The 21,222-nt window shown below is 40.2% G+C and carries 15 protein-coding genes; 3 read left to right on the top strand and 12 right to left on the bottom strand.

What is annotated here, in order from left to right; translation table 11 throughout:
* Window positions 1–201: 201 nt before the first annotated feature.
* The 5 genes from G622_RS21710 to G622_RS0105230 all read right to left on the bottom strand — a co-directional run bounded on the left by G622_RS21710 (window position 202) and on the right by G622_RS0105230 (window position 6,544).
* Entirely contained in the window at window positions 202–1,071 is an 870-nt protein-coding gene (locus G622_RS21710; protein WP_081675191.1) for an ABC transporter ATP-binding protein, read from the bottom strand.
* Window positions 1,028–2,071: an ABC transporter ATP-binding protein gene (locus G622_RS0105245; RefSeq protein WP_026509817.1), complete on the bottom strand. Its 1,044-nt coding sequence runs from the start codon at window positions 2,069–2,071 to the stop codon at window positions 1,028–1,030. Before G622_RS0105245 ends, G622_RS21710 begins: the two co-directional genes overlap by 44 nt.
* A gap of 113 nt (window positions 2,072–2,184) precedes the next feature.
* A complete protein-coding gene (locus G622_RS0105240; protein WP_026509816.1) occupies window positions 2,185–3,429 on the bottom strand; it encodes an ABC transporter permease in 1,245 nt (414 codons plus the stop codon).
* Between the two features lie 14 nt (window positions 3,430–3,443).
* Entirely contained in the window at window positions 3,444–4,448 is a 1,005-nt protein-coding gene (locus tag G622_RS0105235) for an ABC transporter permease (RefSeq protein ID WP_026509815.1), read from the bottom strand.
* A 116-nt stretch (window positions 4,449–4,564) separates the two neighbouring features.
* Window positions 4,565–6,544, bottom strand: a complete 1,980-nt coding sequence (locus tag G622_RS0105230) for an ABC transporter substrate-binding protein (protein ID WP_026509814.1) — start codon at window positions 6,542–6,544, stop codon at window positions 4,565–4,567.
* A 326-nt stretch (window positions 6,545–6,870) separates the two neighbouring features.
* Here G622_RS0105230 and G622_RS24325 point away from each other — a divergent pair, with 326 nt between their 5' ends.
* Window positions 6,871–8,121 (top strand): helix-turn-helix domain-containing protein, encoded by a 1,251-nt coding sequence (locus tag G622_RS24325; protein WP_026509813.1) that lies wholly within the window; start codon window positions 6,871–6,873, stop codon window positions 8,119–8,121.
* A gap of 86 nt (window positions 8,122–8,207) precedes the next feature.
* Here the strand turns inward: G622_RS24325 and pap are convergent, their stop codons facing one another.
* From pap to G622_RS0105210, 3 genes are all read right to left on the bottom strand, one after another.
* Entirely contained in the window at window positions 8,208–9,683 is a 1,476-nt protein-coding gene (gene pap / locus G622_RS0105220) for a polyphosphate:AMP phosphotransferase (protein WP_026509812.1), read from the bottom strand.
* 110 nt (window positions 9,684–9,793) lie between these two features.
* A complete protein-coding gene (locus tag G622_RS0105215; protein ID WP_026509811.1) occupies window positions 9,794–11,188 on the bottom strand; it encodes a uracil-xanthine permease family protein in 1,395 nt (464 codons plus the stop codon).
* 181 nt (window positions 11,189–11,369) lie between these two features.
* Window positions 11,370–12,743 (bottom strand): sodium-dependent transporter, encoded by a 1,374-nt coding sequence (locus G622_RS0105210; RefSeq protein WP_044957177.1) that lies wholly within the window; start codon window positions 12,741–12,743, stop codon window positions 11,370–11,372.
* 147 nt (window positions 12,744–12,890) lie between these two features.
* Between G622_RS0105210 and G622_RS0105205 the strand changes: the two genes are divergently transcribed.
* Together G622_RS0105205 and G622_RS0105200 are read left to right on the top strand one after the other, a co-directional pair.
* Window positions 12,891–13,655, top strand: coding sequence for a hypothetical protein (locus tag G622_RS0105205; RefSeq protein WP_026509809.1), 765 nt, complete (start codon window positions 12,891–12,893; stop codon window positions 13,653–13,655).
* Between the two features lie 123 nt (window positions 13,656–13,778).
* Window positions 13,779–14,636, top strand: a complete 858-nt coding sequence (locus tag G622_RS0105200) for a YitT family protein (RefSeq protein ID WP_026509808.1) — start codon at window positions 13,779–13,781, stop codon at window positions 14,634–14,636.
* 12 nt (window positions 14,637–14,648) lie between these two features.
* Here G622_RS0105200 and G622_RS0105195 read toward each other — a convergent pair whose 3' ends face one another.
* The 4 genes from G622_RS0105195 to G622_RS0105180 all read right to left on the bottom strand — a co-directional run bounded on the left by G622_RS0105195 (window position 14,649) and on the right by G622_RS0105180 (window position 21,176).
* Window positions 14,649–17,108: a transglutaminase-like domain-containing protein gene (locus G622_RS0105195; RefSeq protein WP_081675190.1), complete on the bottom strand. Its 2,460-nt coding sequence runs from the start codon at window positions 17,106–17,108 to the stop codon at window positions 14,649–14,651.
* Window positions 17,026–18,090, bottom strand: a complete 1,065-nt coding sequence (locus G622_RS0105190) for a DUF58 domain-containing protein (RefSeq protein WP_026509806.1) — start codon at window positions 18,088–18,090, stop codon at window positions 17,026–17,028. Before G622_RS0105190 ends, G622_RS0105195 begins: the two co-directional genes overlap by 83 nt.
* Window positions 18,091–18,102: 12 nt before the next feature.
* Window positions 18,103–19,026, bottom strand: coding sequence for an AAA family ATPase (locus G622_RS0105185; protein WP_026509805.1), 924 nt, complete (start codon window positions 19,024–19,026; stop codon window positions 18,103–18,105).
* A gap of 380 nt (window positions 19,027–19,406) precedes the next feature.
* Window positions 19,407–21,176, bottom strand: a complete 1,770-nt coding sequence (locus G622_RS0105180; protein ID WP_044957176.1) for a glycoside hydrolase family 13 protein — start codon at window positions 21,174–21,176, stop codon at window positions 19,407–19,409.
* Between the last annotated feature and the right edge of the window lie 46 nt (window positions 21,177–21,222).

The raw sequence follows: 21,222 nt of genomic DNA, 5'->3' as shown, positions 1-21,222 counted from the left end.
ATCATGACTTCGTCATGATGGTTCCTCCTCGTAGCTATACCTAATTGTATCTTCAAAAATGCTTTGCCAAACAATCTCCACTAAGCTGGAAACACCTCGCAAAATACTCTGTTTAAATATAAATGGTACCACTTTATTGTGCAAAAATGGTACCATTTCATTAAAAACAATTCTAATATTATTTTACTGATTTTCTCCGTTTCAGGAACCTACAACCGTATCAAGATCCCACTTTTCATAGATCTTGGGAACATCACTGATAAGTCTCTTTGTATATACAGCCTGAGGATTGAGAATAACATCCTCTGCAGATCCGGATTCAACAAATTTACCATGCTCCATGATGTAAACTTTATCGGAAATATAATAAGCAAGTCCAATGTCGTGAGTGATGAAAATGATCGTCATATTGATCTCATCACGAAGCTTTAAGAGCATATCAAGGATTGTTGCTCTTGAGCAGGCATCGATCATGGATGTAGGCTCATCGGCCATAAGGATCTTCGGCTTTAAGAGGAAAATGCGGGCTATCATAAGTCTCTGCATCTGTCCGCCGGAAAGCTCGAAAGGATATTTGTTGGTAAGCTCTGCATACTTAAGGTTAACGAAGCTGCAGGCCTCTGTCTTCATCTGTATCTTCTGCTCTTCAGGAAGGTTCTTGAAACCTCTCATGTTAAGACAGTCATCAAGTACCGCATCAATCTTGTAGAAGATGTTATAGGATGAAAAAGGATCCTGGAAGATGGGCTGAATATTTTTCCAATACTCTTTCTTCTTCGCATTTGTGCTGATATCACGGGGCTTTCCCTGATAATCTATTGTTCCTTCCGTTGTACTGATAAGTCCAAGGAGCATCTTTGAAAGAGTTGTCTTTCCGCTTCCTGACTCACCAACTATAGAAACGATCTCACCCTCATTGAAATCAAAATCCACATGATCAACAGCTACTTTTTGTGTTTTACCAATACCAAATACTTTTGTTAATCCTCGTCCTGAGAGGCAAGGCTTCGGTGCAGGCTTATTTGCATTAGTCGAATTCTGTTTCTGGCTCTGGTTTTGATTCGTTGCCATTAGCATATACCTCCCTAAGTTTTCTTACTGACATCAAGCAGCGGTAGCATCTGCCGTTCTCAAATTCCTTTACATCAGGTGCCATAGCAGTACATGTAGGTACTGCATATTTACATCTGGGTGCAAATCTGCATCCCTTAGGCGGATTCTTTAAGTTCGGAGGTGTTCCCGGAAGTGCTGTCAGATTATGGGCTTTCATACCTTCCTCAGGAACGATGATGGATCCCATAAGCCCCTTTGCATAAGGATGAATCGGATCAAATACCATCTGTTTTGCTGTTCCGAGTTCTACAAACTGTCCGGCATACATTACTGCGATATCATCAGTTACATTGTACAAAAGCGGAAGCTCATGTGTAATGAAAATCATGGACTTAATGAAGCCTTTTTCCATAAGCTGTCTCATCATTCTGATAACCATCTTCTGTGATGTAACATCAAGAGCTGATGAGGGCTCATCCGCAATCAGTACTTTAGGTGAAAGAATTGTGGAAATGGCAATAACTGTACGTTGTTTCATACCACCTGAAAGCTCTACAGCATGCTTTTCAAGTACATCCTCCGGAAGACCAAGCTCTGCAAAACGCTCTCTTGCCATATCGTAAATTTCTTTTTTCGTCATCTTGATTCCATGAGCGTGAATAACGTCCTCAACAAAACGAATAATCTTCTGAGTAGGATTCAGCGCATTCATGGCTGCCTGAGGGATGTAAGCTATCTCGTTACCAAGAATCTTTCTACGAACATCATCAGGCTTCATATTTGAAATTGTCTGGCCGTCTACTATAATATCTCCACTTATATAATGAAGGGGAGCAAAATAGTAACCCATAAGTGAAAGTGCAAGTGTTGATTTACCGCATCCGGATTCTCCGGCTATACCAAGTGATTTTCCTTCTTCTACCTTAAGAGAAACACCATCAACCGCATACACGTCCTCATGGAATCTGGTTATATATTTTGTTTTGAGGTCTCTTACCTCAAGCATTACTTTTCCCATACTTAACCTTTTCCTTTACTGTTCTTAGATCAAATGAAAATGATCTGTTTTCCATGACTTTCCGAACGATAATAAGAAAAAATCGTTCGGAATCCTATAATTACGTCTTAGCATCAATCACGGAGCTGCGGGTTGAATACCTGATCCATTCCTGTGTTCATAAGGTTTAGTGAGAATGAAATCAGTGCTATAAGAATTACTACAGGGAAGTATGCCCACCATGAACCGTTAAGGTGTGCAGAGTACTGCATAGCCCACTGCATCATAAGTCCCAAAGTAGCAGTCTTTGTTGTTGCAGGTCCAAGTCCTATCATTGAAAGCTGTGCTTCTGCAAGGATTCCTGATGAAATCTGAAGAATCATAGCCATAACAACATAGGAAGCAATGTAAGGAAGAATATCGGTAAAGATAATTCTGAACATGCTGTGTCCTGACAATTTTGATAAGTTAACATGGTCTCTGTTTCTAAGAGAAATAACCTGAGATCTTACAGATCTTGTGGTCCAGGGCCATGAAGTAAGTCCGATGATAACACCTACCATCACTATACCTCTCGCCTTATCACCTACGGAGTAGGATATAAGGATCAGGATTACGAAGGAAGGAATTACTGTAAACAGGTTTGTTATGAAAATAATGATGTTATCAGCAAGTCCGCCCATATATCCTGCAAGAAGTCCAAGCAAAAGTCCGATGGCTGTTGCAATAAGTCCTGCAAGAAGACCAATCTTTAAGGATGATTTTGTAGCTGCAACCAGCTCTGTAAGTACATCACGTCCAAAGTTATCAGTTCCAAGAATGAATGTCTTTGTTGTTACATCTTTAATATTTACATAATCTGTATCTTTAATTATTTTGCTCTGCTTAAGATTACCCTCTTCATCCTTTTCAGCTACGATAACACCTGAGTCCTTCATGGCTGCTGTGATCTGATTATCAAGTCTCTTAAGAGCTTTTCTCTTAGCTGTTGTAAGTCCCTTATACTTTGTATTGGGATCATAATTTGCTTTCCAAAGTGCTACAAGACCTTCTGCATCTGTTACGTCAATCTCAGATTCTGCAACACCGGCCTGCTTTATAAGGAAATTCTGAATGTTGGCTCTGGTATCGATATCGAGAACCATTTCAAGCTTTGAAAACTGCTTTGGAATCTGCAGATTATAGGATTTCTCCAGTGCTGATTCCTCAACTGATACGTAAGTACCGGGTTTGAAGAAGTTACCCTGTCCTATCATCTGAAGCGGATCAGCCGTCACAAAAATAGGATAAATAAGTACTGTGAGAAGTATAAACATAAAGATTACAAAACCAAACAGAAACTTTCCGGAATGGAAAATTTGTTTTATTGTATTTTTCATTTTTCATTCCCTCCTTAATCTATCTGGTTAGCTTTAACTCGAGGATCAATAACACCATATAGGAGTTCTACCGCAAGGTTAGCTATAAGTACCATTATTGTGATAATGAGTGTACATGCTGAAAGCAGCGGATAATCCTGACCATTTACAGCTGAAAGAAGTGTCATGCCAAGTCCCGGATATGAGAAAATCATCTCTGCCACGAGAGCACCACCCATCATAGTTCCAATTGAAAGTGCAAGACCTGTTATCTGAGGAAGCATTGCATTTCTGAACACGTATCCTACGATCTTTTTATCCTTGATTCCAAGGAATCTTGAATACTTAACATAGTCTGCATTTAATTCATATATTGACATTGATCGCATACCGATTGCCTGACCACCAATCGTGATAAGAACGATTGACCAGAAAGGAAGCTGGTAATGCGCGATAATCGACTTAATAAATGTCCAGCTCATATTTGGAATAAGATCATATCCATAGCCGCCTGATGAGGGAGCTATTTTAAGTCTGATCGCAAACAGATAAAGAAGAACTGTTGCCATTCCAAATGCAGGAATATTACCAATAAATAAGAAAATAGGAAGGATTACTTTATCAAAAGCACCTTTGATATAAGCGGCAATCGCACCAAGAACGTTACCAAGGATCCATCCAACTATAATTGCCGGAAGCTGGAGGCATATTGTCCACCATACTGCGCTTGCTATTATATCGGAAACAGGTCTTGGATACTGGCTGAAGGAAACACCAAAATCACCTTTCAATGCATTTCCAAGCCACATAAAGAATTGTTTGTACATCGGTTCGTTAATACCGAACTTATTTGCATAGTCATTTAAAACCTTCTGTATAGCCGTTGAATCCGTCATACCGCTTACTGCCTTAGATGCTATAGCGGAAACAGGATTTCCGGGCATCAGGCGCGGGAGAACAAAATTAAGGATTACGGCAAAAACAAGTGTAAGAAAATACCATAACAATTTCTTACCATAATATTTTTTATACCCTTTCAATTAAAAGACCTCCCTTCTGCATTCATACGCCATTTTTTGGTATAAAAAGGCTGCCGTAAGCGTTTTTGCCACTAACGGCAGCCCCAGTTTACCTAAAATCAATATTTAATTCATCATTACTCAACAAGTTCAAGATCGTAAAGAGCTGCAATACCATAACCATCTGTGCAGTCTGTCGGAGGAATATTTCTTCCATCATCAGCTGCAGGGAAGTTTGTCCATACAGACTCGTTTACAGCGTAGAACAACTGAGGACGATACATAAGAGCAACTGCAGGGCACTCATCAAGAAGGATTCTTGAAAGCTCTGTATAGTACTCTTTAAGCTTTGCTTCATCAGTCTCTGTAGGAATAGCTTCGAGGATCTTTTCGGCATCATCGTTCATGTAGTGACCAAAGTTACCACTCCAGTTAGAAGCAAGCTTTGCATACTCTTCTGAGAAGTAGAACATTCCCTTTGAGTAAGGGTTCATAACACCAGCGCCGGGTGCTGACCACATGCAGATATCAAAGTTGCAGGTTGTCATATCATCATAGAATGAAGAAGCTTCAGGGAAATATGTCTGGATATCAATACCAATCTTCTCGCCTGCTGCTGCAACGATTTCCATTGATGCATTCCAGTCTGACCATCCTGTAGGGCACTCAGCCTTGAAGGAAAGGTTCTCACCGTTGTACTCACGGATTCCATCGCCATCTGTATCCTTGATGCCAGCTTCGTCGAGGAGTGCATTTGCACCGTCAACATCAGCGTTCTTCCACTGAAGATCTGCGATAGCATCAAAGTCAACATACTTTCTCTCACCATCTGTAGGTCCAACTACTGATCTGGGATACTCATCAAATGTAGGTGACTGACCAGACATAGCTGATGCAATGATCTGCTCATAGTCAACTGCCATAGCGATTGCACGACGTACTTCCTTCTGATCAAGACCAGGTCTCTCTACGTTAAAGAACATTGAAGGAATAGCTTCGCACTGTCCATAAGGAGCTTCATCAAGCCATGTAGAAATCGGAAGATCATCCTCTAACCACATATTCTGAACATCTGTGATGAACTGCTGGCAAACATCAACTTCGCCCTGTGAAAGAGCAACCTGTCCTGCTGCGTTGTCCTTATAAATTGTATGAGCGATGTACTTCGGAACGGGAAGTTTGCCCCACATGGAAGCTGCCTGTCCCCAATAATTATCATCTCTCTGAAGAACAGCCTTCTGATCGTTAGAAATGTAAGGAGCATAAGGTCCTGTATGTACAAGATCTTCCATAGTATCCTGTTTAACCTTATCAGCATCCTCGCCGTTTCTCTCTTCTACAGTCTGCAGATATGCTTTCTGCAGCATGTACATTGTATTAAGGATTGATGTAACCTTAAGAGGGTTAACAGCTTTGCCGTCTGCAACCTTAGCCTTTACAACTACTGTTGTATCATCGGTAGCCTCTACGGAATCAATATATGTAGAGAAGTCAGAACCCTGTGAAGACTGATACTTAACATGAGTAGCATATGTGTAAGCAACATCCTCTGCAGTAAATGCAGAACCATCACTCCACTTAGCATCGGGATTAAGTTTTATAGTAAGTTCTGTCTGGTCATCATTCCAGCTGTACTCAGATCCAAGAAGAGGATAGAGCTTGCCATCAAGAGGATTGAACATGAACAATGTCTCATATACAAGTTCACGTGCAACATCATTTGCGGAAAGTGCAAGACCATTGTTTGAGTTAGCTGACATAGGGTTCCAGTCATTGATTGTTCCCCATTGCTGACCTGCTTCATACAGAGTCTCGTTTCTGGGTGTTGACTCGCCGTCTGCAGCAGCTGTATCATCAGCGGCTTCTTCGGTTTCCTCTTCAGCGGCTTCTTCCTCAGTAGCTTCTTCAGTTGTTTCTTCTTCTTCTGCTGCTGCTTCTTCAGTTGTTTCTTCTGCTGCAGGAGCTTCCTCAGTTGCTGTAGAAGTCTCCTCTGTTGCTGCAGGAGTCTCTGTTGTTGTTGTGCCACTGTTTGATCCACCGCCACATCCAGCTAACATGGAAAGTGATAATGCGGATACGCACAGAAGTGACATAACCTTCTGTAAGTTTTTCTTCATAACTTACCTCCCTTTCATTTTTGTTTTGAGTTCTCACTCACATTTTGATAATAGAATTTTAATATTTTGTTCATATTCGTTTATATCAAAAATTCCACATCCATAAAAAAATTTCCACTTTTGTTCATTTTTTACACTTAAACGTTATATAATCAAGACTCTATTGTGATTATTTACAACGAATTGTTGCCACTATTACAAATGTTGCTCGAATAATTTGTATTTTCTTCTAATTTAATGTAAAATTTTCTTAGTCGTTTTATGACTAAATTTTTATGAATTTGGGAGCTTAGCGGATAGTTTTGAGGGGACAGGGTAAGTTTTTTATGCAGACAAACACTTCGCTTATAAAGTGGAAACTGGAGAGCTATTACGAGGAGAAGAAAATTCCTATCTGGTTTTTTGACCAGAATTTTGATGTTGCATACACAAATTTCTCTACTGCTGCCATCCTGAACCTCTTCGAATGCATAAGACCGCTTGCAAGAAATTTCGTACTGGCGCATTCTATAGAAGGCTATCATCTTAATCTTGATAATCCCTATGTCATGTATTTCGAATTTTCCTATTCTGTCGGCAAACACGTTAATTACACGATGATATTAGGTCCTGTTCTGACTGTCAGCCCAACTGAAAGTATCTGGCCTGAGCTGGGATTTACAGGGAATCTTTTTGCTGAGCAGAAAAGAATTCTCTCAAGAGCCTTACCTGTTATGGGAATTTCTGACTTCAAACTTGAGATTACCAATTTTCTTAAGCAAGTCATTGAAATTACGCCTCCATCCTTTGAATCCGATAATCTCAGCACAGTCATAAATAAATATTCTTCAGTAGCTGATGAAATTAGTGCTGCTGAATCTGAACTGGCTTCTTTTGATGCTTCAATTATTGATGAAATCTGCAGACTGGAAGATTTGTTCCAGATCTATATAACAAACGGTAATACTTATCAGCTATATTCTTTATTTAAAGATGAGCATGCCATTTCTGTCATATTTCCAAATAAGGCATCAGTTGGAAGCTGCAGAATAAAAGCTGCCGAGCTTCTGACACTGGCAAGAATAGCTTCTCATGACAGCGGCAATGACAGTGCATCATGCTACACAAGATATAATAAGTATTCCGCACAGTTATTAAACGCTAAAAGCTTTGAAAGCATTTCGAAAATCGTAGAGAAATGCGCTATTGAATTTGCGCGCAACTCTCATGATATGAACAAATACACAAATGAAGCATATTCTCCTATGACTAACAAATGCATCCAGCGAATCATCGAAAGACTCCCCGACAAAGTCTGTCTGGATGAGCTCGCCAAGGAGCTTCACATATCTGCCAAGTATCTCTCTGCCCTGTTTAATAAAGAAACAGGCTCATCAATTACTGATTTTATGCAGGATCTTCGTGTCAACGAAGCCAAACACCTCTTAGCCAATACAGAACTATCCTACCTGGAAATAAGTACTCTTCTCAACTTCAGTTCACAGAGCTACTTTAACTGCATATTCAAAAAGAAGACGGATCTGACTCCAAAAGAATTCAGAGAGCGGGCAGCCCAAAGGAGAGTATTAAGTAATTAGTCGATTTTCTTTCTATAAATATTGATACTATTTTGATATAAAATTACCCCCGAGATCAAAATGATTCGGGGGTACTTCAAATCAGATCATTTTAGTGCTTTCTTCATTTCCTCAATAACTATCTTCAAAGCTTTGATTCTTGCATATTTCTTATCTACAGATTCCAGAATATGCCATGGAGCAAAGGTGGTACTGGTCTTTGCAATCATCTCATTGACTGCAGCCTCATACTGATCCCACTTTTCGCGGTTTCGCCAGTCTTCATCCGTAATCTTCCACTGCTTCTCCGGCGTGTTTTGTCTTTCAGTAAATCTCGCAAGCTGGGTGTCCTTATCAATCTGAACCCAGAACTTTACTATAACTGCGCCCCAGTCATACAGTTCCTTCTCGAATTCATTTATCTCGTTATAAGCTCTCTGCCATTCATTTTCTGTGCAGAATCCTTCCAGAGGCTCAACCATAACCCTGCCATACCAGGTTCTGTCAAATATTGTGATATGTCCGGTTTTAGGAAGTCTTGTCCAAAATCTCCACAGATAATGCCTTGCTTTTTCATGAGGCTCAGGGGCTGCAATCGGTTCAACCACATAATCCCTTGGATCCAGGGCAGCTGTTATCCTTTTGATATTTCCGCCCTTACCAGCTGCATCCCATCCCTCATAAGCGATAATTACAGGAACTCTCTTTCTGTATGCTTTTTTACCAAGTTCCTTAAGTTCCTTTTGAAGAGTCTTAAGTTCTATCTTGTACTCCTCATCTGTCAGGAATTTATCATTGAGCTGAATATCCGCAAGCTTTTGTACCTTCTCCATAGGGAATGTATTCTGTAATATAGGAACATTAAGCGAGTGATTTTTCAATGCTACATCTATTCCCTGATTAAGGAATTGCAAAACCTGAAGCTCAGCATATTTTCTGTCTGTAGCATCGATTATATACCAGGGTGTTCTTGACTGATTGGTGTCACCTAAATATCTGTCATATACTTCCAGGATATCATCATAGTGCCTGTTCTGCTTTATATCAGCATCAGTGACGCGCCAGCTTGTATTTTTATTCTTAAGAAGACTATCCAGACGCTTCTTTTGTTCTTTCCTGGAAATATTCATAAAGAACTTTATTACAAGATATCCGTTATCACACAATTGCCTCTCGATGACATTTACAGATCTTACTCTGCTTACATAGGTCTCCTCATCTATGGTGCCCTGCAAAACACCATCGATTATCTCTTCCATCCAGCAGGTATCAAAAAACCTGAATTTACCCGCCTCAGGAATTTCTTTTATATATCTGTACAGGAAAGGATATCTTTTCTCTTCCTCACTGGGTTCCTGATCAAGAGTAGCGACTTTAAAAAATCGAGGGTCAATATTCCTGATAACCTTGCCGATCACAGCACCTTTACCTGCAGCATTCCACCCTTCAAACATAACCATTACAGGAAGACCGGCTTCTTTTATCTTCATCTGAGATGCAAAAAGCTTGCCGCGCTCTTCCTTCAGCTTTGCTTTCAAATCTTCTTCCTCAGGTATCTCAGTTACAATAAAATCTTTAAGCATATGCCCCTCCTATATAATAAGAATTTTGCCTGCAAAAAAACACCGTATATGCTAATGATAGCACACACGGTGTCTCCTATATACTGTTTAGAAAAGTTTAATATTCCGTTTTACACGTTATCTGCCTCTGCCTCGACGTTGTTGTTGAAGCTTACTCCGCGATTGATGTCTCCCTTATAGTTCTCACCAAAGCTATAATCATTTCCGGGAAGAATTGCATTAAGAACAATTCCGAATATTGCAGCAAGTGCTAATGATGTGAGAGTTACTGCGGTTGATCCGATTGTAAATGTAAATCCGTCTGAAAAACCAAGTCCTGTTACCAGAATAACTGCCGCCACAATAAGATTTCTTGACTTTGTAAAGTCAACCTTATTCTCTACCACGTTTCTTACACCGATAGCAGAGATCATTCCATAAAGCACGAAGCTGATACCTCCGATGATGGCTGTTGGCATTGTGCCTATCACATCTGTGATCTTGGGAATAAAGCTTATGATAATGGCATAAACTGCTGCAAGTCTTACAACCTTTGGATCATAAACCTTGGACAGTTCAAGGACTCCTGTATTTTCACCATAGGTTGTATTCGCAGGGCCGCCAAACATTCCTGCAAGAGCTGTGGCAAGACCGTCACCCCAAAGTGTTCTGTGAAGTCCCGGATCCTCAAGGAAATTGTTGCCTGTAGTAGCTGATATAGCTGAAATATCACCAACATGTTCCATCATGGTAGCCATAGCGATCGGCGCCATAACAAGTATTGCTGTCAGATCAAACTTGGCAATGACGAAGGGCTGAACACCTACCCAGCTTGCTGAAGCTATAGGTGCAAAATCCAAAATTGCGCTTCCATCCACATTTGTCATTCCTGCAAGATGCATTACAACTGCTACCACATATGAGATAACAACACCCATCAGTATAGGAATGATCTTCCACATTCCCTTACCCCATATGTTAAAGATAATAACAATTGAAAGAGCTATGATCGCAAGAATCGGATTAACAGCTGCATTGCTGACAGCTGACGGTGCGAGGGATAAACCTATACAGATTATTATAGGACCTGTTACCACAGGCGGAAGGAAATGCATTACCTTCCTCACCCCTACAAGCTTAATAAACAATGAAAGAACCAGGTACAAAAGGCCTGCCACTACAATTCCTCCACAAGCATAGGGAAGCTTTTCCCCATAGGTCATGTCCGCAAAGATTCCTGTCTTAAGCTCTGCAACCGTTGCAAAACCTCCAAGAAACGCAAAGGAAGAACCCAGAAAAGCCGGCACCTTAAGTTTTGCAAACAGGTGGAACAAAATCGTACCTACACCTGCAAAGAATAAGGTTACCTGAACCGAAAGTCCCTCTCCGTGAAAATAGCTGTTAACAAGTATCGGCACCAGAATCGTAGCACCAAACATAGCAAACATGTGCTGCAGACCTAAAATAGCCATCTTGCGCCAGCCAAGTACAGATGCGTCATAAATAACTTTACCTTTTTCTCCCATATCTTCTCCTCCTATATGATTACATAAAAAAGGCTCCAGGGGTTATCGCCCTTGAAGCCCTAATGATTATAGCACGCACATTATCTTATTAAAAGAAAAATTTGTAGCCATATTAATATTCATGATGTAGTTTAGTTACGCATAGTCGCATCATGACTTTTTTAACCTATCATCATATTCATCAGAAGGTTATAAATCCAAGAACTGATGCAATCGAGCTGATTAAGATTATAACAACAAATATAGGACACAGATACTTAATCATAAAGGAAAATACTTTTTTTCTTTTGAAAAGATGATTCCCATATACTACCTCTTCCTCAACCTTATCGATAGTCATGTAGAAAACAACTAAGATGCATGTTGCAAAAGCTGCTATCGGCATCATCACTGAATTTGTCAAAAAGTCAAAGAAATCAAGGAACTGCATACCTATGATTTTTACATTTTCCAAAGGTCCGTTTCCAAGAGATGAAAGGCTTCCCAAAATGACCATTATTACAGCCATTATCACCGTACCCTTCCTTCTATTCCATTTAAATTCATCAGCGAATGTAGAAACTGCACTCTCTGTAAGAGCTATCGCACTGGTCAATGCAGCAAAAAGGACAAGTGCAAAGAATAGAATTCCCACGATTCTGCCAAATCCCATGCTGGCAAAAATCTGAGGCATAGTTATAAACATGAGAGAAGGTCCTGCATGCAGTGTCTCAGGATCTCCACCGGAAAAAGCAAATACTGCAGGAATGATCATAAGACTTGCAAGTATAGCTATCGCTGTATCAAAAAACTCAACCTGTCTTGTAGCGGCTTCGATGCTTACTTCCTTCTTTATATAAGAACCGAAAGTTATAAGAATACCCATAGCAATAGATAAAGAGTAGAACATTTGTCCCATGGCAGAAACCACTGTCATCCAGGAAAAATGTTGAAAATCCGGAACCAGCATATACTTCACACCTGCAAGTGCACCTGGGCGTGTCACGGAATAAACGCTTATGATTATTGCCAGCACAACCAGAATGGGCATCATAATTCTTGAAACTTTTTCAATACCATTCTCCACCCCCATAAAAATAACAACCAGCACCATCAACATGAAAACTATAAACCAAAATTCAGATGCGGTGCCATCTGAGATAAATCCGGTAAAGAAAGAAGCGTCTGCTATATCTTTCACAGGACTGGTCAGATATGCGTATAAATACTTACATACCCATCCTCCAATAACCGAATAATAGGGAACAATAAGGATGGGAATAACAGCATTTATCCATCCACCAATCTTCATACCCAATGAATCGTTACCCAATTTGGAAAACGCACCAACGGGACTTTTTCTGGTAAAACGTCCTATAGCTGTCTCTGCTATGATCATTGTGTATCCAAAAGTAAGCGCCAGAAGGATATATACAACAAGGAAAATTCCTCCACCATACTTTGCACAAAGATATGGGAATCTCCATATATTACCAAGTCCTACTGATGCTCCGGCAGCAGCAAGAACATATCCTATCTTGCCTGAAAATGAACTTCTATTATCTTGTCCCAAAATATAAACCTCCGAAAAATAAATTCACTACATTATATCAAAAAAAAATAAAAATGGATTTTATTTTTTATATTTCAATAATCACGCAGGAACATTTTAGTTGATTTTAAATACTTTTCTACGCTATCATTATTTATGGGGGAATAAAAAATGTATCTGAACAAAACACGTCATTATCTCTCAAAATCAATTCTGATGGTTGCAGTAATAAAGATTCTTGTGACTTTGTTCATAGCTCTGTTCAGATTTTTCATGCGCAAATCTCAAAACCTGAGTCCGGATATGCTAAATAACGCCTACTGGTCAGTCCAGTTTATCGGCTCTATTGTAAAAATCTTTTCCATTGCCATTATTTTTTATCACGCATGGAATCAGATGAATCATGATATCAGAGTTATCCCAAAGGAAGACAGAGAAGCTATGCGCATTTTACAGCTTGAATACTTCAAGAACAATCTTCCATCCCTCACAGCATCATCAATAAGTAAGCTCCTTCAGCTTTGGAGCGTTATTTTCATTGGTTCAGAGATGCTCTATCTTTTCACGTCAATTATGTATAGACGTTTTATAAGCATTCTCACAGGTGCACTATCAATAAATCCTCAGGATTCACAGGAAATACTTGTTCTTCTTTATAATATGACCCACGGATTTAAGTATCTGGAGATTCTGACTTCCCTTGTCCTTGGTGTCGTCACTACGGGAATATTTCTAAAGGATAATTACCTTAAACTCATGTCTATTACAATAGTTGTAATTTTCATACTTGCCTTTGGTCTTTTTCAGATGCAGACAGTTCTTTTTATGGGAAAAGCCATAGGAATTGTCTGGACATCCGTGATTTATCATCTGGCCGAAACAGCCGGTCTTGCAGGATTTTCCATATACCTGTCGGTACAGTACAAGGGACTTTAGAGCTGAGACTGATCAAAATTAAGATTCTTTTTATTTTTCAGTTATATGTGTGGTTTTATAATGGATTTATATATATTTCTAAGCGCAAACAGAATATAACTATAAAAAACAGGAGGATTTAAATTGGCAGGATTCAGAGATAACAACACCCTGAAAGAAGATATTTTCAGCTACACAATGATTGGAATAGGTGCCACTATTGCAGCATTTTCCATTGAAGACTTTCTTGCACCAAACAGAATTTTCGATGGCGGAATAGTCGGTGTTTCAATGATTATTGCCAACTTTACCGGTTTCAAACTAAGTATTTTAACCTGGGTTCTCAACATCCCGTTTTTATTATTTGGATGGAAGAAAAAGGGACCCCATTTCGTATTCAGATCAATATATGCCATGACTATATTCGCAATAGCCGTTGCTTTCTTTGAGACCACTCCTGCTGTTACAAATGAGCATCTACTTGCCGTAACTTTTGGTGGACTTATTCTGGGCGTGGGTGTCGGTATAATTCTGCGCTATGGCGGATGCCTTGACGGAACCGAGATAGTCGCTTCTATCCTCAGTCCCAGGATACATCTGCCTGTCGGACGTCAGGTACTGATGTTCAATATAGTTTTGTACATGATAATCGGATTCTTATATGGCTGGAATAATGGTCTTTATTCCATCCTGACTTATGTGCTGGTTTCCGTTGTAATGACCCGCGTTGAAGAAGGCTTCGACGCGCAAAGAGCCTGCATCATTTTTACCCATGATGATATAAACGCAATTAAGGACCGTATCTACAAGGAGCTTGGCAGAACCTGCACCGAGTGGAATACAGAAGGCTATATCGCGGGGCAGAACAAGGCTCTTTACGTTGTAATAAGTCAATATGAGCTAAAACAGATCCGCGACATACTCGCAGACTTCAACTGCTTTGCCACAATCAACAACATAGATGAAATTATCGGGCAAAATGTTAAGCAGACTTTGTCATAGAATTCCTGTAGTCTATTTCCACTTTCGTCCGAAAGAAGTCATAAAATGTTTTAAATAACGTGTAAGCAGGTACTTGCGCAAATATTCCGCATCCCGTACTTCTACACCGTTTGCAGCCTGCCCTGCGAAACGCTGCCTGTAGTATACGGAAAAGGTATGCCTTGAAAGTGCCTTTAAATCTGTTATCTCCAATCTCTCCCCCGGTACGTTTTCTCCTTCCGGAATAAGAGGAAGGTAGTCCTCCAGCATCCTTATTTCCTTCCCCTGCTCTGCAAACTCTCTGTTCATGAAAAACAGAATATCTTTCATGTTTTTTTCAAGCTTTCCGGGCAAGGGTGCGGCTTGGTATCTTAGTGCCCTCACAAGGATTATTGCCAATATCATGACTATTCCGTATAAAAGAAGCCCTATCAGAATAGTTCCCAGAGTCTTCAGCAAAACAAGTACATCAATAACATGTCTTTCCTTCTGACCTGCTTTTTCATCGCCTTCAAGATCTGAGTTTTCCTCCAGATTTTCAGGCATTTTGGGAATATACATTTCGCTGTCTTTTTCTGATACTTCCTCCGTAAGAGTTATCTCTTCCTCTTCCGGTAATACTATATTCCATCCCGTATCTATGGATGTCCTTCTGACTGCTGTGGGTTCAAAAGGTACCCAGCCGATTCCTTCAATATAAGCTTCCACCCAGACGTGCGCCCTGTCTCCGGTGATGGAAAATTTATCATAATCTGTGTCAGGAAAGGCATAACAGTACCCTTCAACACATCTTGCGGGAATTCCTGATAATCTCAGAAGTGCCACCATGGAATTTGCAAAATGAACACAGTATCCTTTTCCTGTTTCAAACAAAAATGAGTCTACATAATTATCGTTATTAACTCCGCCCTCTTCCGGGCCCTGCAATTTAGTTGAATATTTATACTGCCTTAAGTATGATTCAATAGCCCTGCAGGCATCATAGCTGCTCGCTGCATTCTCTGTTATATCTTCAGATAAGTCCTTCATTCTGGAAGTTGCAATATCTCCTGCATCCAGATATTTATTAAGATCATTATTCTCCTGAATCCACTTATTATAATCCCTCTCACTTACACTCCGGCTAAGCTGGTAATCATAAAGCCGTCCGCAATATTCCTCCATCTCTGCATAGGTTGGCCACGGAACCTCTTTTGGACTCCTCATGATTTTTTCCAGATACTGACTGCCATAATCGATATTCATATAAATCACATTATAGCTATCACCCTTTTTGTGCATCCGCTTGAATTCCGTCCCTGAATCATTCTTTTCATCCTTGTTTCCATACTCGATTCTGAGACAGTTTTCCGGTCTGATTATATCCTTCGTTCTGAGGTAGGCAAGCTCAATCGTTGCTTTTTCAATTCTTCCAAAACATTTAGCCTCTTCTCTTTCTATGTCATGGGAATATAATGCATATAAAAAGTTCAAAAGGCGCCTTCCTTCAAGATCCTCCACAATGTCTTTATCATCACCTGACATTATTTTTCCTGTAAGATAAAGACTGTCAGTAGTGCCCTTTGTCGTAACATATATTTCATCTCTGCTGTTGGATGCCAGGCTTCCGGGAGCATTGCCAAGTCCGCTGTACCCGCTTTGATATAACATCCCATCGCCTATCCCTGAAAAATAGTAGCCGGTATTCTCAGCCAGAGTTTCAAATCCATCTCTTATCTGATACCCGATTCTATATAAAACACTCCAATCGATAGGCTTATCACTTGTTGGAATAAAAAACAACAATGCTTCAAGCAGAATAAAAAAAGCAAGCCATCTGTATCTGTAAATCTCCGGACTACTATTACCTTTACCGTTTTCATCTTTATGCAGTTGAGGCTCAGGGGAGTCTTCATCTCCTCTGATATCCTCGATTTCGCTCAGACTAAATCCCGGTATCTCTGTGTTTTTCTTGTTTCTTACTGAAATCAGACAGATGATCCTGCATCCTTCAATCAGGGTAAGCATAAGTGCAAAGGATATTACAATCTTAAGATCCAAATATCCATACATAAATCTGATAACAGTAATGACATCCACCACCAAAACAATAAATGCCACAAATGCAGGCACCTTCGAAATAAAATGAAGTACCAGATAAACCAAAAAGGCCCCAAGAGCAATTATTCCAAAGGACGAAACACAGCTCTCCAAAAGGTTCTCCGATTCCTCTGCCCAAAGAACCGGAATATCATGAAAAAACATTAACAGCACACCTGTTATTACCACCTGTGCACCTATAATAAGCCCACTGCTGCTGATAAATCGCCCTACCAGCAAAATGCCCTCGAAAAGTACATAAAATGCAATAAAAACCGGCCAAAATCCAGGTTTTAAAATAAGCGTGATGATGCTCACAAGCAGAATTCGCTCAATCGCTGTTTCTGATTTCCAGAAAATGCTCTGTTCCATATTCATGTTCTCTGACTGTGATAACGATACTGTCCTGCTCATTTTCAGCTATACTCCCACTTTGTGCTTCTAGCTTTTCCATATCCTTCTCCCTGTTATAAAAGGGGCCCTTGGATATGTCCTCATAGAATTCTGAAAATCCATCCAGTGAAGCAACCTGTACGTCCTTGAGTTCACCTCTGGGATAAAGAATCCTTATACTCTCTCCCTTTTGTGCAAAATAATAGGCTGCAGATACTGCAAATTCCAGGAAATAATCCCTTCTTTTTATGAAATCCGTATCACTGTTTTGCGAAATACTGTTCTCCGCAACAAGCACCATAACAACACTTCTAAGTTCAAGAGTATCCGGTATCCTGCTTATCAGTTCCCCGGCAGAAGCACTGGCTTTCCAGTGAATACTCTTTAGCGGGTCTCCGGGCTTATAGGGTCTGAACTCATTTCCCGGAACAGGTTCTTTTAATACGAGACTTCTGATTCTGCTGCTGTTTTTTAGATTCTCAAAATCAAGCACACGATTGGCCACTTCGGTTATCATTGGCATAACCGTTACTCTGTACGGTGATGGTATCTGAAAAACAGCACCGTATATATAAAAGGGATCATAAAAACATACATTTACAAGGCCGACATTATAGATACCGGCATATCTGCATTTAACCTTCCCCTTAATAACCACACGTTTTCCCGGAGTAAGATTTATGAGCCTGTCACTATCAAGGAGTGAGGTTGCAAGATTTTCTTCTGTTATCAGCCTTGCATCATTTATCCTGAAAAATCCTGCATCCTCGATTACAAGCTCGTAGGGCTGCTCCTCATTTTTCATTACTCTTCTTGACGGAAGCTCCTGATAGGTCTGGAAAAAATAATTACTGACTAGTATATAAATAACAGATAACGGCAGATAAAAAAGCATAGTGAAAAGACACATATATGGCAGCGTTCCACCCATATATGATGCCCAGACAACAGATGCTATTAAAATAATCAGGTAAATGAATAATCTTTTATAATTGATTTTCATAGCGACACCGGTTTACTGCGGAACAGGATGATTATTAAGTATTTGAAGCATTACAGTTTCCTGTGACATTTTATTCATCTTAGCCTCAGCTGATAATATCAGTCTGTGGGGCAAAACATCCTTTGCAGTCTCGAAAACATCAAGCGGGATGCAGTAATTACGCTCGTCAAGATATGCCCTTGCCTGGGATGCTCTCAAAAGATCAAGCAGGGCTCTCGGGCTTGCCCCGCATTTTATACTGTGATGTTTTCTCGTCTCTTCGACAACGTTTACCGCATAATTCACCAGGTCTTTATGTATCTCAACCTTAGCCGCTTCTTCCTTCATCTGTATGATATCCTCAGCTGAAAGTACAGCCTGAGTTTCCTCATGAAGTATTCCTTTTAGAAAATCGTCTGCAATTTGAACTGAACTGTCCTTTGAAGGGTACCCTATAGAAAGCTTCATCATGAATCTGTCAAGCTGCGCCTCCGGAAGCGGATAGGTTCCTGCCATCTCCATGGGATTCTGCGTACCGATAACCATGAAAGGTTCGGGAATAGAAATTGAATTGCCATCTATGGTAACCTGTCTCTCCTCCATGGCTTCAAGCAGAGCAGCCTGAGTCTTTGGAGATGTCCTGTTGATCTCATCAGCAAGAACTATCTGATTTACTATGGGACCCGGAAGAACTTTGAATTCTCCCTTTTCCATACTGTACACAGACAAGCCCGTTATGTCAGACGGCATAGTGTCAGGAGTGCACTGTATCCTGGCAAAACTACAGGAAAGAGAATCAGCAAGCGCTCTTGCAAGAGATGTTTTACCAACCCCCGGAACATCCTCAAGAAGAACATGTCCACCTGCAAGCAGCACTGTGATGACTTTTCTGATCACGTCATCCTTTCCTATTATTCTCTTTTTCATATTTTCAGATAAAACCGCAACTTTTCCCATACTCTGACCCCAATCCTCTTTTTGCATTAAGTAAAACAATTCAAGACAACACCCTTTATTATAGCAGATATTGTAAAAAAGTTAACGTAATATCAATATTTTAATTTATATTTACTCCTTCTCGAGATCGTGAAAACCACGCGCTAGCTGTGCATCCCACGGAGTGCTTTTTATCATATAGGAAATCCAACGGAATTTCCTATATGGTAAGAAAAGAATGTCGCTTGCGACATTCTCGCGCCGAGCGCGGTTGCAGAATGCAACATATTCCTTTCGCGCGAGTGCGCATCCTCGCGGAGCGTTTTTATATCATAGGAAAGAAATTTCCTATGATATAAAAACGCTGCCACGCTAAAACCAGCGTGACAGCCACCAAATACTTAATGCCTTAATATAAGAATTCCATTTACCCCCAAGGTTCCAATATCTTCCGTGTCCATCTCCCATTTTCTTGAGTAAACAATATCTGAGAAATCCTTTATATCGAGCTGCACAGGCTTTTCCTCACAGTTAAGATAAATCTGAAGGCTTTCATTTTCACCAATCTTCAAATACTCTATTACCCTTTTCTCTTCGATATCATCAGAGAAATGGAAATTCCTGCTCTTGCAAGCCTGCAGGCTTTTCCTCATATTAATAAGATTCTTTATTTCAGAAATCTCAGCTGATTTCTTTCCTGCATCTATCTCATCCCAGGGCATACATCTGCGGCAATCAGGATCATATGTTCCATCCATGATGACTTCTGTTCCGTAATATATGCAGGGACTTCCCGGCATTGTAAATAGTACAGCCAGCTGCTGATAGAATATATCTACATTTTTCTCAGCCTTCTCAAAAAGTCTGTTAGTGTCATGAGAATCCAGAAGATTAAACAGTACATCGTTTACCTGAGAATAATACATGGTAAAGCATCTGTTTATATCATATTCAAAAGTCTCTTTACCTCTGTTTTTATAAACCCAGAAATCTGCTATAGCTGTAGAAAGCGGATAATTCATTACTGAGTCATACTCATCTCCCCTCAGCCATGATACTGAATCATGCCATATCTCACCAAGTAGGTAAAAGTCACTCTTCATACGCTTTGTCATGTATCTGACTGCCTTTAAGAATGAGTGAGACACCTCATTACCAACATCAAATCTAAGACCATCTATGTCAAATTCCTCAATCCAGAATCTGATGATATCCAAAAGATAATCCTGAACAGCCTGATTACTGGTGTTGAGCTTTGGCATGTACTCCGCAAAAGCAAAGGAATAATATCTTCCATCTCTGGTATCGCGTCCCTGTTCCACAGGCCACTTGTTTACCATATACCAGTCCGCATACTCAGAGTCCTTTCCATTTTTCAGCACATCCTGCCACATGGGATGATCTGCTCCAGTGTGATTGAAAACCGCATCCAGCATAACCCTTATACCTGCATCATGTGCCTCTCTGACCAGCGCCTTCAAATCATCATTAGTTCCGAAGGCAGGATCCACCTTCTTGTAATCAAAAGTATTATACTTATGATTACTGTGGGCTTCAAAAACAGGATTCAGGTAAATACCTGTTATTCCAAGCTCCTTCAAATATGAGAGCCTGTCGCGTATACCTCTGATGTCCCCTCCGTAATAATCCTTCATGCCCACCTTACCGGTCTGCCACTCCAGAACATTCGTGGGATTAATGCTCTCATCTCCATTACAGAATCTCTCAGGGAAAATCTGATACCACACGGTATCATTAACCCAGGCAGGAGTATCGCAGACATCTGCAGCATTCATCCAGGGCATTATGAAATAGGAAAGAGTCTTCCCCTCCTGGTTCATCTCCTCATCTGTGAGGAATCCATCCTCAAAGTAATAGATGCACTCATCACCTGAATGAATCTCGAAATAATATTTACATCTCTTATACTCAGGACGAAGTGTGGTTGTCCACCAGATATGATCCTTTAATCTCTTTTTGAAATATATCTCTTCCTTATGACCGCTCCAGCGCTCATTACCACCCATGATACCCGCATCATAGGGATCTCCATGATAGATATATACTTTATCAACGTCGTATCCGGTCTTAATATTGATTATCAGCTGATCCTGGTCAAGGGGATAGCAGTATTGTTCTGACATTCTATGGTATATTGCACTTAAATTCATATAGTCTCCTTTAAGAAAACGTTTTCCATGTATACAAGACTATACC

Origin of the sequence: Butyrivibrio sp. LC3010 (assembly GCF_000424385.1) — a bacterium.
Taxonomy (GTDB): Bacteria; Bacillota; Clostridia; order Lachnospirales; family Lachnospiraceae; genus Butyrivibrio.
Note: the sequence above shows the minus strand (reverse complement) of the source record. Positions and strands in the feature narration are given on the sequence as shown.